The following is a 16,838-nucleotide window of genomic DNA, read 5'->3' as shown; positions in this document are numbered from 1 at the left end:
TAAGTGAGTAGACATGAGGGGTGAGTAAAGTTGGCAGGACATCTTGTTCAGTATGGTCGACGCACTCGGCGGAGCTATGCGAGAATTAACGAGGTACTCGAGGTCCCGAACCTGATCGAGATCCAACAAAAATCTTATGATTGGTTTTTGGAGGAAGGATTGCGGGAAATGTTTCAGGACATCTCGCCGATCCAGGATTTCACAGGTAATTTGGTACTAGAGTTCATTGATTACAGCCTGGGTGAACCAAAATATACGGTTGACGACGCTAAAGAGCGGGACGTGACGTATGCGGCTCCTCTGCGTGTAAAGGTGCGGCTCATTAATAAGGAGACCGGTGAGGTCAAAGAGCAGGAAGTGTTCATGGGAGATTTCCCGCTGATGACGGAGACCGGCACTTTTATTATTAACGGTGCGGAACGGGTTATTGTCAGCCAGTTGGTTCGCTCTCCAAGCGTCTATTTCAGCACAAAAGTGGATAAGAACGGCAAAAAAACCTACACCGCCACAGTAATCCCGAACCGCGGAGCCTGGTTGGAACTTGAGACCGACGCTAAGGATATTATGTATGTTCGTATCGATCGGACTCGTAAAATTCCTGTTACCGTACTTTTGCGTGCTCTCGGTTTCGGTAGTGATGCCGAAATTCTGGAATTGCTTGGCAATGATGAATATATTCGCAATACGCTGGATAAAGACAACACGGACTCCACGGAGAAGGCGCTTATTGAAATTTATGAGCGTTTGCGTCCGGGCGAACCGCCGACACTAGACAATGCCAAAAGTTTGCTGGTCGCGCGTTTCTTTGATCCAAAACGCTACGACCTAGCTAATGTAGGCCGTTACAAAATCAATAAAAAGCTACACATTAAGAACCGTCTTTTCAATCAACGTCTTGCTCAGCCTTTGGTTGACGAAGCTACAGGAGAAATCCTGGCTGAGTCCGGTCAAATGGTCGATCGCAGACTACTTGATGAATTGATTCCTTACTTCGAAAAGAATGTTGCCTTTAAGAACTACCGTGTTACTGGTGGAGTTATGGACAGCGAAGATATTCCTCTTCAAACGATTGACGTATTCTCGCCAATTGAAGAAGGTCGGGTTATTAAGCTGATCGCTAACGGCAACATCGACAAGTCTGTTAAGCACATTACTCAAGCTGATATTATATCCTCGATCAGCTACTTTATTAATTTGCTTCACGGAATTGGTAATACCGATGATATTGATCATCTGGGTAACCGTCGTCTACGTTCTGTGGGTGAACTTCTGCAGAATCAGTTCCGTATCGGTTTGTCCCGTATGGAGCGCGTTGTGCGTGAAAGAATGTCGATTCAGGATGCTAATGCAATTACGCCTCAAGCTCTGATCAATATTCGTCCGGTTATCGCGTCCATTAAAGAGTTCTTCGGTAGCTCCCAGCTGTCTCAGTTTATGGACCAGACGAACCCACTTGCGGAACTTACGCATAAACGTCGTCTGTCTGCACTCGGACCCGGTGGTTTGACACGTGAACGCGCGGGCTTTGAAGTTCGTGACGTCCATCACAGTCACTACGGCCGGATGTGTCCAATTGAAACACCGGAAGGTCCGAACATTGGATTGATCAACTCCTTGTCCACCTTTGCTCGTATCAACGAATACGGCTTTATCGAAGCTCCGTATCGTTGGGTAGATCCAAAGACAGGTAAGGTAACTGAACAAATCGATTATCTGACTGCTGATGAGGAAGATAATTATGTAGTTGCTCAGGCTAACGTATTGATCGATGAAGATGGCTCCTTTAAGGAAGACATGGTAATCGTTCGTTACAATAAAGACTCTGACAACATTACAACAATGCCAAGTAATCGTGTAGATTACATGGATGTTTCACCTAAACAGGTCGTATCCGTCGCTACGGCGCTCATTCCGTTCCTTGAGAACGATGACTCCAACCGCGCTCTGATGGGATCTAACATGCAGCGTCAAGCCGTTCCGCTTCTAATTCCTAAAGCTCCGCTCGTCGGAACAGGGATGGAACATAAATCCGCTAAGGATTCTGGCGTATGTGTTGTTTCTAAATATGACGGTATTATCGAACGCTCTTCAGCTAATGAAATTTGGCTGCGCCGGGTTGAAACTGTCGAAGGCAAAGAAGTTAAAGGCGATATCGTTAAATATAAATTACACAAATTTATGCGTTCTAACCAAGGTACCTGTATTAACCAACGTCCTCTAGCTAAAAGAGGGGATATTGTTAAGAAGGGTGACATCCTGGCGGACGGTCCTTCTACAGAAATGGGCGAACTTGCTCTTGGTCGTAACGTAGTCGTTGCGTTCATGACTTGGGAAGGTTACAACTACGAGGATGCGATCCTGTTAAGTGAAAAGCTAGTTAAGGAAGATGTATACACTTCGATTCATATCGAGGAATACGAATCCGAAGCTCGTGACACTAAACTGGGACCTGAAGAAATCACACGTGATATTCCAAACGTGGGCGAAGAAGCTCTGCGCAATCTTGATGAGCGTGGAATTATCCGCATCGGTGCGGAAATCAGTGCTGGTGACATTCTAGTTGGTAAGGTTACTCCTAAGGGTGTAACTGAATTGACTGCAGAAGAGCGTCTCCTACACGCTATCTTTGGTGAGAAGGCTCGTGAAGTACGGGATACCTCTTTACGCGTTCCTCACGGTAGTGATGGTATTATCGTTGACGTTAAAGTATTTACACGTGAGAACGGCGATGAGCTGCCTCCTGGCGTGAATCAATTGGTTCGTGTGTACATCGCTCAGAAACGTAAGATTTCTGAAGGTGACAAAATGGCCGGACGTCACGGTAACAAGGGTGTCGTTGCTCGTATCCTGCCAGAAGAAGATATGCCGTTCCTTCCGGACGGTACGCCAGTACAGGTTGTTCTTAACCCTCTAGGCGTTCCTTCTCGTATGAACATCGGACAGGTGCTTGAGGTCCATATTGGTATGGCCGCATTGCGTCTGGGAATTCACATTGCAACGCCGGTATTCGACGGAGCACGTGAGTACGACGTATTTGATACGATGGAAGAAGCTGGCATGCAGCGTAATGGTAAGACTGTATTGTACGATGGTCGTACAGGTGAACGCTTCGAACGTGAAGTTACTGTCGGCGTCATGCATATGATCAAACTGGCGCACATGGTTGATGATAAGATTCACGCCCGTTCAACAGGACCTTACTCACTAGTTACGCAACAGCCACTGGGTGGTAAAGCTCAGTTTGGTGGACAGCGTTTCGGGGAGATGGAAGTGTGGGCGCTTGAAGCTTACGGTGCTGCATATACATTGCAAGAAATTTTGACTGTAAAATCCGATGACGTGGTTGGTCGCGTGAAGACGTACGAATCCATTGTCAAAGGTGAAAATGTACCGGAACCAGGTGTTCCTGAGTCGTTCAAGGTATTGATCAAAGAACTGCAGTCCCTGGGTATGGATGTTAAAATTCTTAGCGGTGACGAGCAGGAAATTGAAATGAGAGAATTGGACGATGAGGACGAGACGTCAGGCGACAAGCTGAGCCTCAATTTAGAAGGCGCAGAAGTCGGAGTAGAATAATCACGTTGGAGCTTTTGAGTTCCATTTTATAAAGGACCGCGCCCTCTTTTGATGTAACAGTCAGAGGAGGGCAAAGCGGTACTAAATCAGGATTAGGTTAAGGAGGGTTGCTCCTTGTTGGACGTTAACAATTTTGAATTTATGAAAATCGGACTCGCTTCTCCGGAGAAGATTCGTTCATGGTCCCGCGGAGAAGTTAAGAAACCGGAAACCATTAACTATCGTACATTGAAACCGGAAAAAGAGGGTCTTTTCTGTGAGCGTATCTTTGGACCGCAAAAAGACTGGGAATGTCATTGCGGTAAATACAAACGTGTCCGTTATAAGGGCGTAGTCTGCGACCGTTGTGGCGTTGAAGTTACTCGTGCTAAAGTTCGTCGTGAACGTATGGGTCACATTGAATTGGCTGCTCCGGTATCTCATATCTGGTACTTCAAAGGTATCCCAAGCCGTATGGGTTTGGCACTAGATATGTCTCCAAGATCACTTGAAGAGATTATCTACTTCGCTTCGTATGTTGTAACTGACCCAGGTGAAACACCACTGGAAAAGAAACAACTTCTATCCGAGAAAGAATATCGTAGCTACCGTGAAAAATACGGTTACGGATTCCAAGCGGGCATGGGTGCTGAAGCTGTTAAGAAGCTTCTTCAAGACATCGACATCGAAAAAGAGCTGGAATTCCTCAAAGAAGAACTGCGTACGGCCCAAGGCCAACGTCGTAACCGGGCGATCAAACGTCTGGAAGTCATTGAAGCATTCCGTAACTCAGGCAACAAACCTGATTGGATGATCATGGATGTTCTTCCGGTTATTCCTCCGGAGCTTCGTCCGATGGTTCAATTGGATGGTGGCCGTTTTGCTACGTCTGATTTGAACGATCTTTATCGTCGTGTTATTAACCGGAACAACCGTCTGAAAAGACTGCTGGATCTTGGTGCACCTGACATTATCGTGCAGAACGAGAAACGGATGCTACAGGAAGCTGTCGATGCTCTCATCGATAACGGCCGTAGAGGACGTCCGGTAACGGGTCCTGGTAACCGTCCATTGAAATCTCTCAGCCACATGCTGAAAGGTAAACAAGGACGTTTCCGTCAGAACTTGCTCGGTAAACGGGTTGACTACTCTGGTCGTTCCGTTATCGTTGTAGGACCGTACCTCAAGATGTATCAGTGCGGACTTCCTAAGAAAATGGCGCTAGAATTGTTCAAGCCTTTTGTCATGAAGGAATTGGTTAATAAGGGCCTAGCCCACAACATAAAGAGCGCAAAACGTAAAGTTGAGCGTGTAAGTCCTGAAGTATGGGATGTACTTGAAGAAGTAATCAGAGAGCACCCAGTACTTCTAAACCGCGCACCAACACTTCACCGTCTCGGTATCCAAGCTTTTGAACCGATTTTGGTGGAAGGTCATGCTATTCGTCTTCACCCACTCGTATGTACGGCTTATAACGCCGACTTTGACGGTGACCAAATGGCGGTGCACGTTCCTCTGTCAGCAGAAGCTCAAGCGGAAGCACGTATTCTCATGCTTGCATCCGGTAATATCTTGAACCCTAAAGACGGAAAACCGGTTGTAACACCTTCCCAGGATATGGTCCTTGGTACTTTCTACCTGACCATGGACAACAAGGAAGAAAAAGGATCAGGTATGATTCTGCGTACCGTAAATGAAGCTGTATCAGCTTACCAACGCGGAACTGCAGGTCTTCATGCTCGTGTAGCTATTCCAGTTAAAGCACTAGGTAAGACTTGCTTTACGGAAAAACAACAAGGCGCAATGTTGATTACTACGATCGGTAAGATTATATTTAATGAAATTTACCCAAGTAGTTTCCCTTATATCAATGAAGCGACTAAGACTAACTTGCTGCATGGCACGCCAGAGAAATACTTTATCTATGAAAAAGGCGCAGATATTCGCGAGCTGATTGAATCCGCTCCTGAAGCCAGCGCTGTAGGTAAAGAATATCTGGGTCTGATTATCGCACGTTGTTTTGAAACTTATCATACAACCAAAACCTCTATGATTTTGGATAAAATTAAACAACTCGGCTTTACTTACTCCACACGTTCCGGTGTTACCGTTGCTGTGTCGGATGTTATCGTGCCTGAGGAGAAAGTTACGATCCTGAAAGAGTCCGAAGCTAAGGTAGATGTGGTTGCTAACCAATATCGCCGTGGTCTGATCACTAATGACGAACGGTACGACCGCGTTATTGAGATCTGGTCGAAGACGAAGGATGATCTTACGAACATCCTGCTTAAATCGATGGACCGTTTCAACTCAATCATGCTCATGGTTGACTCCAAAGCGCGGGGTAACAAATCGCAGATCACTCAGCTGGGTGGTATGCGTGGTCTGATGGCAACACCTTCGGGTCGGATTTTCGAATTGCCAATTAAAGCGAACTTCCGTGAAGGTCTTACGGTCTTGGAGTACTTTATCTCCACTCACGGAGCGCGTAAAGGTCTTGCCGATACCGCACTTCGTACTGCAGACTCCGGTTACTTGACTCGTCGTCTCGTTGACGTAGCTCAGGACGTTATCGTCCGTGAGGAAGATTGTGGAACGGATAAAGGATTTACAGTTAGTCGTATTCAGGATGGTAAAGAGGTTATTGAGGATCTGTATGACCGTATTGAAGGTCGTTACTGCTTCGAGACTGTTCGTCATCCAGAAACAGGCGAAATCATTGTTCACCGCAACGATTTGATTGACTCCGATAAAGCGGAAGCAATCGTAGACGCTGGTGTAACTAAGCTACAAATCCGCTCTGTACTAAGCTGCCGTGCTCGTCATGGTGTTTGTAAGAAATGTTACGGTCGTAACTTGGCAACTGGTAAACACGTTGAGATCGGTGAAGCGGTTGGTATTATCGCTGCACAATCTATCGGTGAACCAGGAACCCAGCTTACAATGCGTACGTTCCATACCGGCGGTGTTGCCGGTGATGACATCACGCAAGGTTTGCCGCGTATTCAAGAGTTGTTTGAGGCCCGTAACCCTAAAGGTCAGGCTACAATCAGTGAGATCGATGGTGTAATCAAGGAAATCCGTGAAACTAAGGATCGTCGTGAAATCGAAGTTCAAGGTGAAGCAGAATCCAAGACTTATTCCATTACTTATGGATCACGTCTACGTGTCAGCGAAGGCCAAGAAATTGAAGCCGGCGATGAGTTGACAGACGGTTCGATTGACCCTAAAGAAATGCTGCGAATCAAAGGGATCCGTGGGGTACAAAACTACATTCTGCAAGAAGTTCAGCGTGTATATCGTAACCAGGGCGTTGAGATCAATGATAAGCACATTGAAGTTATGATCAAACAAATGCTTCGGAAGATCCGTATCATTGATGCAGGTGACACAAGTCTGTTACCAGGCGCGTTTGCGGATATTCATGAATATGAAGCTGCTAATAAGGAAGCCATCTTGTCAGGTAAAGAGCCTGCAGTTGCTAAACCGGTCTTACTCGGTATTACCAAGGCATCTCTTGAGACAGATTCCTTCTTATCCGCTGCATCTTTCCAAGAAACTACTCGTGTCTTAACAGACGCTGCTATCAAAGGCAAAGTAGATAAGTTGCTTGGACTCAAAGAAAATGTTATTATCGGTAAGTTGATTCCTGCAGGTACTGGTATGAATCGTTACCGTAATGTTAAGCTAAGTGATCCAAATGCAGAAAGCGCGCTTGAATCTTTAGAGCCGGTTCCTGCTGAATAAATTAGCAAACATGGTAGTGAACTCGTGTCATACCTAATCATAGGTGTGACACGAATATCTGCTGTGTATAATATTCATAAAAATTATTGCTGAATTTCTTGACACCATCTATTGATAATGCTAAAATGTCTAAGGTGCGTGAGTAGCCATGTTATCCTTGTTCATTGGAGGTAATGATTATGACTGATGATAGAGGACTACAGGATGCTCAGGTCAAGATCGGTACCAAACAAACCGTCAAGGCGGTAGAGTTGGGCCAAGCTGCAGAAGTCTATGTGGCAGAGGACGGAGATCAAAGGCTTACTTCCAGGATAGTTATGCTTTGTAACAAACAAGGTGTTAAGATCACATACGTGGATACGATGCTGAATTTGGGCAAGGCCTGCGGAATAGAAGTTGGCGCTGCGATGGCAGCCGTCTTAAAACAATAGCTACGGAAATGTTTTTGTACTGGGGTGAACTCCAGCGGCAAGAACTTTTCATTTGTCTTTTTATGAACCGCCTGGGTCTGTGGGCTTAGAGTTCTTAAATCGGCTATCATTTCAGGAAGGGGGTGGCAACAACATGCCAACAATTAACCAATTGGTTCGTAAAGGCCGTCAAGCCAAAATCGAAAAATCTAAATCTCCCGCTCTTCAAAAAGGGTATAACGCCCTCAAGCGTGAGGCTACAAATTTGAGCGCTCCGCAAAAACGCGGTGTGTGCACTCGTGTTGGTACTATGACTCCACGTAAACCAAACTCAGCGCTTCGTAAATATGCCCGTGTTCGTTTGACGAACCGTCTCGAGGTAACAGCTTATATCCCGGGTATCGGACATAACTTACAAGAGCACAGTGTTGTATTACTTCGCGGAGGTAAAGTAAAGGACCTTGCAGGGGTTCGTTACCATATCGTTCGTGGTGCATTGGATACAGCAGGTGTAGCTAACCGGATGCAAGCTCGTTCTAAATACGGTGCTAAACGTCCTAAAGCTAAGAAATAAGAAAAAATTCTAGAATAATAAACATTTAAGAAAGGGGGATATCCATGCCACGCAAAGGTCCAGTTACTAAGAGAGACGTATTGCCAGATCCGTTGTATAATAGCAAGTTGGTTACTCGTTTGATTAACCGCATTATGCTGGGTGGTAAAAGAGGTGTCGCTCAAAGCATTCTGTACAATTCATTCAAGTTGATTGAAGAACGTACGGGTAAAGATCCGATGGAAGTTTTCGAAGCTGCCATCAAGAATATCATGCCGGTTTTGGAAGTCAAAGCTCGTCGTGTCGGTGGTGCTAACTATCAAGTACCTATCGAGGTTAAACCAGAGAGACGTACTGCTCTGGGATTACGTTGGCTCGTAAACTACTCTCGCAACCGCGGTGAGAAGACGATGGAAGAGCGTTTGGCGGCTGAGATCATCGACGCTTCCAACAACACAGGCGCTTCTGTTAAGAAACGCGAAGATACACACAAAATGGCTGAAGCAAACAAAGCGTTCGCTCACTACCGTTGGTAGGATTAAGGTCATTCAAATAACTTATATTTTGAAGGGAGATCCATTTCATGGCTAGAGAGTTCTCCTTAAAAAATACACGTAATATCGGGATCATGGCACATATTGATGCTGGTAAAACAACTACCACAGAGCGGATTCTTTTCTATACAGGCCGTACGCACAAAATCGGTGAAGTTCACGAGGGTGCTGCTACGATGGACTGGATGGAGCAAGAACAAGAGCGCGGAATTACGATTACGTCCGCTGCTACGACTGCTGCGTGGAAAGGTCACCGCATCAATATCATTGATACCCCAGGACACGTTGACTTCACTGTTGAAGTTGAACGTTCCCTGCGTGTATTGGATGGGGCAGTAGGTGTATTTAGTGCAAAAGAGGGCGTTGAGCCTCAGTCTGAAACCGTATGGAGACAGGCTGACCGTTATAACGTTCCACGTATTGCATATGTGAACAAAATGGACATTATCGGTGCGGATTTCCTTAACGTAATCGAAACTATGCGTGATCGCCTTCAAGCCAATGCAGTTGCTATTCAATTGCCAATTGGTGCAGAAAGTGATTTCACTGGTATTATCGACCTCGTTGAGCAAAAAGCACACATGTTCAGAGATGATCTAGGCCAAAACATCGAAGTAACGGATATTCCGGAAGAATATTTGGCCAAAGTTGAGGAGCTGCGTCTCGAGTTGATCGAGAAAGTTGCTGAACTTGATGAAGATCTGACTATGAAGTACCTGGAAGGCGAAGAAATTACAGTTCCGGAAATTAAAGCTGCACTGCGCAAAGGCGTAGTTGAAGTTAAATTGTTCCCTGTAATTGTTGGATCCTCCTACCGTAACAAAGGGATTCAGCTTATGCTGGATGCTGTTGTTGATTACTTGCCATCTCCTCTTGACGTTCCAGCTATCACTGGACATCTTGATGATGGAACTGAAGCAGTTCGTCATTCTTCGGATGAAGAACCGTTTGCAGCTTTGGCATTTAAAATCATGACTGACCCTTATGTAGGTAAACTTACGTTCTTCCGTGTATACTCTGGTATTCTAGAGTCCGGATCTTACGTAGTTAATGCTACTAAGAACAAGCGTGAACGTATTGGTCGTATCCTTCAAATGCATGCTAACAGCCGTCAAGAGATTTCCATCGTGTATTCTGGCGACATCGCTGCAGCAGTTGGTTTGAAAGACACCAGTACAGGTGATACACTGTGTGATGAGAAGCATCCAGTAATTCTGGAATCAATGAACTTCCCTGATCCAGTTATCGAAATCGCTGTTGAACCAAAAACAAAAGCTGACCAAGATAAATTGGGCGTTGCTCTCGGTAAGTTGACTGAAGAGGATCCAACTCTTCGTGCTCATACTGATGAAGAAACAGGCCAAACTATCCTGGCTGGTATGGGTGAACTTCACTTGGACATCATCATCGACCGTATGCGTCGTGAGTTCAAAGTAGAAACCAATGTGGGTAAACCACAGGTTGCTTACCGCGAAACGTTCAAGGCACCTGCTCGCGTCGAAGGTAAATTTGTACGCCAATCTGGTGGTCGTGGTCAATACGGTCACGTGTGGGTTGAATTTGAACCCCTCGAGCCAGGTACTGGTAGCAAATTCGAAAGTAAAGTTGTCGGTGGCTCGGTTCCTAGAGAGTACATCGCTCCTGCACTTGCGGGTATCGAAGAACAAATGAAAAACGGCGTACTTGCAGGCTTCCCGCTTGTAGACGTTAAAGCTACCATCGTTGATGGATCTTACCATGATGTCGATTCCAACGAAATGGCATTTAAAATTGCCGGATCGATGGCGCTTAAAGCAGCTAAAGACAAGTGTAAACCTGTCCTGCTTGAGCCAATCATGAAAGTAGAAGTAACTGTTCCTGAGGAATATATGGGTGATGTTATGGGTATGCTGAACTCCCGCCGTGGCCGTATCGAAGGTATGGATTCCCGTGGTGGAGCGCAAATTATCCGTGCTAAGGTGCCTCTTTCCGAAATGTTCGGATACTCTACAACTCTTCGTTCTGGTACTCAAGGACGTGGCGTATTCTCAATGGAGCTTTCTCACTATGAAGAAGTTCCTAAATCCATTGCGGAAGAGATCGCTGCTAAGAACAAAGGCGGAGAATAATTACTAGTTTTAACTTGCCGTCCGAGTATAATTACTCAGTCATCTAAGATAAACATATATGCGGGCGGCTCAAATATAAGGAACCCCACATTAAGGAGGAACTGTTCAAATGGCAAAGGCAAAGTTTGAACGTAACAAACCGCACGTTAACATCGGTACTATTGGTCACGTCGACCATGGTAAAACGACTCTGACTGCTGCAATCACTACTGTATTGTCCAAAACTTACGGTGGCGCAGCTATCGCATTCGATCAAATCGACAAAGCTCCTGAAGAGCGCGAACGTGGTATCACAATCTCCACTTCCCACGTTGAATATGAAACTCCTAACCGTCACTACGCTCACGTAGACTGCCCTGGTCACGCCGACTATGTTAAAAACATGATCACAGGCGCAGCGCAAATGGACGGAGCTATCCTGGTTGTATCCGCAGCTGATGGCCCTATGCCACAAACTCGCGAGCACATCCTGTTGTCCCGTCAAGTAGGTGTTCCATACATCGTTGTTTTCTTGAACAAATGCGACATGGTTGAAGACGAAGAGTTGTTGGAATTGGTTGAAATGGAAGTTCGTGACTTGCTGAGCGAGTATGACTTCCCAGGCGACGACACTCCAATCATTCGTGGTTCTGCTCGTGAAGCTCTTCAAAACCCAGAAGGCGAATATGCTAAGAAGATTGTTGAAATGTTCGAAACAATCGACGAGTACATTCCACTTCCAGAGCGTCAAACTGACAAACCATTCTTGATGCCTGTCGAAGATGTATTCTCCATCACTGGCCGCGGTACTGTGGCAACTGGTCGCGTAGAACGCGGAACAGTTAAAGTCGGAGAAGAAATCGAAATCGTTGGTATTCACGAAGAAACTAAGAAATCCGTAGTTACGGGCGTAGAAATGTTCCGTAAATTGCTGGATTCCGCTCAAGCGGGCGACAACATCGGAGCTTTGCTTCGTGGTGTAGACCGTACTATGATCGAGCGTGGCCAAGTATTGGCTAAACCGAACTCTGTTAAACCACACACTGAGTTCACTGCTCAAATCTACGTTTTGACTAAAGAAGAAGGCGGACGTCACAAACCATTCTTCACTGGTTACCGTCCACAGTTCTACTTCCGTACAACTGACGTAACTGGCATCATCAACTTGCCAGAAGGTACTGAAATGGTTATGCCTGGTGACAACATCACTGTAACTGTTGCTTTGATCTCCCCTATCGCTATTGAAGAAGGTACTAAATTCTCCATTCGCGAAGGTGGACGTACAGTTGGAGCAGGTAGCGTAGCTTCCATCCAAAAATAAATTCGTTTCTATCTGCGGGTAGACTCTGAATCATAGTGCCCCGGATTCTTCTTGCGGAGAATCCGGGGCTTTTTGTTATTTTATAGGATAAACCTTCTTTAATTCGACAATAAACGATAAAATAAGTATGAAATTTCGAATAATTCTACAAAATTCAACAAAATTCAACGATAAATTGTTTACAATTTTAATAATCATAGAGTAAAATGAAAGGAAGGTAATATTGTAAAAAAATAGTAATTAAGGGGAGAGTGATAACATGGGAAAATGTCCTTTTTCATTCATGCATGCTATAACATCACGTAATAATAATGAGGATTCTCACACCCCTAATTTAATAGAAAATAAACACCAGATTAAGCGTACTGAAGATTTTTTTCATACTCTTGAGGGTTATGACGAACTCAATGAGCAAATGAGAATGATTGATCTATCTGAATCAGATTTGAACTTATTACGTAGGGTGAAGCCTAGCGTTGAAAAGAATATAGACTATATAATTGATCAATTTTATAATTCGGTATTAGGTGTGGATAAACTCGAAGCCATTATATTGGAGCATAGTAGTATCGAGAGGTTGAAAACAACACTCCGCGAGCATATCATTGAAATTTTTGATGGCAAAGTAGATGAAGAATACATAGCAAAGCGAATGAAGATTGCTAATATTCATAAAAGAGTAGGACTTGAGCCTAAATGGTACTTATCCGCTTTTCAAAATCTTCAGAACGTTTTTATACAAGTTATCTACAATGAGACACATGATGACAATACACGTCTACATGTAGTTAAGACCGTAACTAAGCTGCTTAACCTTGAACAACAACTTGTCCTGGAGGAATACGAGAAGGAGAACGTCAAAGAGAAGGAACAGCAATACCTTTTGGTTAAAAATGAATTAAAGCAGAAAATTGCTGAATTCAGCAGCGAGTTAATAGATTTTAGTATCGACACAAATGCCGCTGTGAAGCAGCTAGTAGCAAGTAGCAATGAAGTGAGTAGAACATTCCAACGTACAGCTACATCCGCTGTAGAGTCGCAGGGGTTGGCTACAGATGGACATGAGCATTTGGATAACTTAACAGGACAGATTAATCTTATTTATCAAAGTACTAGTGAAATGGAACATTCAGTCCACGAATTAAGCAATTCCTCTAAACAAATTCAAAAAATCGTAAACTCAGTTAAAGATATTGCAGATCAAACTAAAATTCTTTCACTTAATGCAACGATAGAAGCCGCTAGAGCCGGAGTGCATGGTAGAGGGTTTAGTGTAGTTGCTCAAGAAGTTAGTCGGTTGGCAGAGGATACGAAGAATACTGTATTTCAGATCGTAGAGCTGACTTATAAATCGGGAAGTCTCACACAACAAGTCGTTGAGGAGATACGTAAGGTACAAGAGCTAACCAAAAGTGGGAAACATCAATCCGTTGAGACTAGTCTTTTGTTTTCCGAAATTGTAGAGGCGATGAAGAGTAGCACACAAGAAATTGTTATAGTAGAAGAAGAAATAAGAACATTGATTCAGACAATAGAGGGAATTGGGTCAGCAACAGCACAGACTGCGGAGTCAGCTGAGATTTTTAAGTCTGCCACTGAGAATCTTTAACCTATATAATAGTAATAAAGCAACGCATGAAAAAAATATGCGTTGTTTTGTTATTTTAGCTTGCAATACTGCTGCCTATTATATATAATAATAAATGTTGTTCTGAGACGTTGCGATGATGTGAGAGGTTACTGACACACCCGGCCCCTTTGCCATGAGGTCGACGTCAGAAAATTTTCACGGAGTATGTCCGATAATAAATTGGGCGATAGAAGGAGGGACTAAAATGGCAAAGCAAAAAATTCGTATTCGCTTGAAAGCATACGACCACAGAATTCTTGATCAATCCGCAGAGAAAATCGTTGAAACTGCAAAACGTTCGGGTGCTGGTGTATCTGGACCGATTCCGTTGCCAACTGAGAAGCAAATCATTACTATTCTCCGTGCGGTACACAAGTACAAGGATTCCCGTGAACAGTTTGAACAACGGACTCACAAACGTTTGATCGATATTGTGAACCCAACACCACAAACTGTGGATGCCTTGATGCGCTTGGATCTACCGTCCGGTGTAGATATCGAAATCAAATTGTAATTCTATTTTTAACAACTTAGGAAAAGAAAAGAGGTGTCAACATTGAAAGGTATCTTAGGAAAAAAACTCGGTATGACTCAAGTGTTTACTCCAGAAGGTAACGTAATTCCTGTTACTGTTATCGAAGCAGGACCTTGTGTAGTACTGCAAAAGAAAGACCTGAATATCGACGGATATGAAGCAGTGCAATTGGGCTTTTCTGATAAAAAAGAAAGTCGCTCCAATAAGCCTGAACAAGGTCACGCCAAAAAGGCAAATGCAACACCTAAGCGCTACGTTCGTGAAATTCGCGGTGTTGACCTCGGGTCTCTCGAGGTTGGACAAGAACTGAAGGCTGATATTTTTGCTGAGGGCGAATTTGTTGACGTAACTGGCACATCTAAAGGTAAAGGTTTCCAAGGTAACATCAAACGTTGGGGACAAAGCCGCGGACCAATGGCACACGGATCGCGTTACCACAGAAGACCGGGTTCCATGGGTTCTATCCAAGCTAACCGTGTTCCGAAGGGCAAACGCCTCCCAGGACATATGGGTCACACGACTATCACGGTTCAAAAGCTTGAAATCATCAAGGTTGACGTTGAGCGTAACGTATTGCTGGTTAAAGGCGCTATCCCAGGTCCTAAAAACAGCTTCGTGAAAGTTAAACAAACCGTTAAGAAATAATTACCTAAGAAAGGAGGAACATGAAATGCCAAAAGTAACACTTTTTAATATTAGTGGCAACGAAGTTGGTGAAGTAGAACTTAGCGATACAGTATTCGGTATTGAACCGAATGAGCACGTTCTACACGAAGCTGCGCTTATGCAAAGAGCTTCCCTTCGTCGTGGTACACACAAAGTAAAAGGACGTTCTGAAGTTCGTGGCGGTGGACGTAAGCCTTGGAAACAAAAAGGTACAGGTCGCGCTCGTCAAGGATCCATTCGTTCTCCACAATGGAAAGGCGGCGGCGTTGTCTTCGGACCAACACCACGTAGCTATTCCTGGAAATTGCCTAAGAAGGTTCGTCGTTTGGCGATCAAATCCGCTTTGTCCTCGAAAGTACTCGAGAATGACATTATCGTATTGGATAGCTTGACAATGAATGCTCCGAAGACGAAAGAATTCGCAGCAATCTTGAACAACCTGAAAGTGGAACGCAAAGCTTTGATCGTAGCTACTAGCTATGATGATAACGTAGCACTTTCCGCTCGTAACATCCCTGGGGTGAAATTCGTAGCGGCTGACGGCATTAATGTTCTTGACGTACTGACGTACGACAAACTGATCATCACTAAAGAAGCAGTTCTGAAGGTAGAGGAGGTGTTCGCGTAATGAAAGATCCTCGTGATATTATCAAACGTCCGGTGATTACGGAACGTACTTCCGACTACATGAGCGAAATGAAATACGCTTTTGAAGTGGATATCCGTGCTAACAAAACCGAAATCAAAAAAGCTGTCGAGGCTATTTTCAAAGTAAAAGTAACTAATGTGAACACAATGCGCGTGCCTGGCAAACTGAAACGTTATGGTAAATATTCTGGTTACACTCCAGAGTGGAAAAAAGCCATCGTTAAGCTTAGCCCGGACAGCAAACCGCTTGAATTTTTTGAAGCGGTAGAATAATACTCTTAAAGTAAGGAGGAAACTATAGTGCCAATCAAAAAGTACAAACCGACCTCTCCGGCAAGACGCCATATGTCTGTGTCTACGTTTGAAGAAATCACAACAAACCAGCCAGAGAAATCGTTGCTTTCTCCGCTGTTCAAACATGCGGGACGCAACAACCAAGGTAAAATTACGGTTCGTCACCATGGCGGCGGACACAAACGTAAATACCGTATTATCGACTTCAAACGGACTAAAGACGGCATACCAGGTAGCGTTGCTACAATCGAGTATGACCCGAACCGTACATCTAATATTGCTTTGATCCACTATGCTGATGGAGAGAAACGTTATATCATCGCTCCTAAAGGCCTAAAAGTTGGGGATAAAGTAGAGTCCGGCCCAACAGCCGACATCAAAATTGGTAACAGTCTTGCGCTGGAGAACATCCCAGTGGGTACAGTTATCCACAACATTGAGTTGAAACCAGGTAAAGGCGGACAATTGGTTCGTGCTGCTGGTACAGAAGCTCAATTGCTTGGTAAAGAAGAAAAATACTGTTCCGTTCGTTTGTCATCCGGTGAGGTTCGTAAGATCCTTAGCGTATGCCGTGCAACTATCGGTTCCGTAGGTAACGAAGATCATGAATTGATCAAAATCGGTAAAGCTGGACGTAGTCGCTGGCTGGGCCGTCGCCCTGAAGTACGCGGTGTAGTAATGAACCCGAACGATCACCCACACGGTGGTGGTGAAGGCCGCGCTCCAATCGGACGTAAATCGCCTATGTCTCCATGGGGTAAACCAACCCTTGGTTACAAAACGCGTAAGAAAAACAAGGCATCTGATAAATATATCGTTCGCCGCCGCACAAAATAAG

Annotated in this window: 13 protein-coding genes; all 13 read left to right on the top strand. The window is 44.6% G+C overall.

Annotation, left to right across the window (positions count from 1 at the left end):
* Nucleotides 1–30 precede the first annotated feature (30 nt).
* The 13 genes from rpoB (at nucleotide 31) to rplB (ending at nucleotide 16,837) form a co-directional block, all read left to right on the top strand.
* Complete coding sequence (gene rpoB, locus NSS87_RS28120; protein ID WP_042131231.1) at nucleotides 31–3,576, top strand: DNA-directed RNA polymerase subunit beta; 3,546 nt, start codon at nucleotides 31–33, stop codon at nucleotides 3,574–3,576.
* Between the two features lie 114 nt (nucleotides 3,577–3,690).
* The gene (gene rpoC, locus NSS87_RS28115; protein WP_042192182.1) at nucleotides 3,691–7,302 is read left to right on the top strand and encodes a DNA-directed RNA polymerase subunit beta'; all 3,612 of its coding nucleotides are present in this window, start codon (nucleotides 3,691–3,693) and stop codon (nucleotides 7,300–7,302) included.
* Between the two features lie 179 nt (nucleotides 7,303–7,481).
* Nucleotides 7,482–7,733 (top strand): ribosomal L7Ae/L30e/S12e/Gadd45 family protein, encoded by a 252-nt coding sequence (locus tag NSS87_RS28110; protein ID WP_042131229.1) that lies wholly within the window; start codon nucleotides 7,482–7,484, stop codon nucleotides 7,731–7,733.
* A gap of 133 nt (nucleotides 7,734–7,866) precedes the next feature.
* Entirely contained in the window at nucleotides 7,867–8,286 is a 420-nt protein-coding gene (gene rpsL / locus NSS87_RS28105; protein WP_036680518.1) for a 30S ribosomal protein S12, read from the top strand.
* Between the two features lie 44 nt (nucleotides 8,287–8,330).
* Complete coding sequence (gene rpsG, locus NSS87_RS28100; RefSeq protein WP_036680520.1) at nucleotides 8,331–8,801, top strand: 30S ribosomal protein S7; 471 nt, start codon at nucleotides 8,331–8,333, stop codon at nucleotides 8,799–8,801.
* A gap of 47 nt (nucleotides 8,802–8,848) precedes the next feature.
* On the top strand, nucleotides 8,849–10,927 hold the full coding sequence (gene fusA / locus NSS87_RS28095) for an elongation factor G (RefSeq protein ID WP_042192180.1): 2,079 nt from the start codon (nucleotides 8,849–8,851) through the stop codon (nucleotides 10,925–10,927).
* 109 nt (nucleotides 10,928–11,036) lie between these two features.
* A complete protein-coding gene (tuf, locus tag NSS87_RS28090; protein WP_042192178.1) occupies nucleotides 11,037–12,227 on the top strand; it encodes an elongation factor Tu in 1,191 nt (396 codons plus the stop codon).
* 259 nt (nucleotides 12,228–12,486) lie between these two features.
* A complete protein-coding gene (locus NSS87_RS28085) occupies nucleotides 12,487–13,836 on the top strand; it encodes a globin-coupled sensor protein (protein WP_339243636.1) in 1,350 nt (449 codons plus the stop codon).
* A 226-nt stretch (nucleotides 13,837–14,062) separates the two neighbouring features.
* Entirely contained in the window at nucleotides 14,063–14,371 is a 309-nt protein-coding gene (gene rpsJ / locus NSS87_RS28080) for a 30S ribosomal protein S10 (RefSeq protein ID WP_017692074.1), read from the top strand.
* A gap of 42 nt (nucleotides 14,372–14,413) precedes the next feature.
* Complete coding sequence (gene rplC / locus NSS87_RS28075; RefSeq protein ID WP_076286852.1) at nucleotides 14,414–15,037, top strand: 50S ribosomal protein L3; 624 nt, start codon at nucleotides 14,414–14,416, stop codon at nucleotides 15,035–15,037.
* 25 nt (nucleotides 15,038–15,062) lie between these two features.
* The gene (rplD, locus tag NSS87_RS28070; protein ID WP_042192174.1) at nucleotides 15,063–15,686 is read left to right on the top strand and encodes a 50S ribosomal protein L4; all 624 of its coding nucleotides are present in this window, start codon (nucleotides 15,063–15,065) and stop codon (nucleotides 15,684–15,686) included.
* The gene (gene rplW / locus NSS87_RS28065) at nucleotides 15,686–15,979 is read left to right on the top strand and encodes a 50S ribosomal protein L23 (protein WP_036680537.1); all 294 of its coding nucleotides are present in this window, start codon (nucleotides 15,686–15,688) and stop codon (nucleotides 15,977–15,979) included. The genes rplD and rplW overlap by 1 nt, the downstream gene beginning before the upstream one ends.
* Before the next feature lie 27 nt (nucleotides 15,980–16,006).
* Nucleotides 16,007–16,837: a 50S ribosomal protein L2 gene (gene rplB, locus NSS87_RS28060; protein ID WP_042192171.1), complete on the top strand. Its 831-nt coding sequence runs from the start codon at nucleotides 16,007–16,009 to the stop codon at nucleotides 16,835–16,837.
* The last annotated feature ends 1 nt before the right edge of the window (nucleotide 16,838 follow it).

This window comes from Paenibacillus sp. FSL F4-0243, from assembly GCF_037963295.1.
Classification (GTDB): domain Bacteria; phylum Bacillota; class Bacilli; order Paenibacillales; family Paenibacillaceae; genus Paenibacillus_AQ.
Note: the sequence above shows the minus strand (reverse complement) of the source record. Positions and strands in the feature narration are given on the sequence as shown.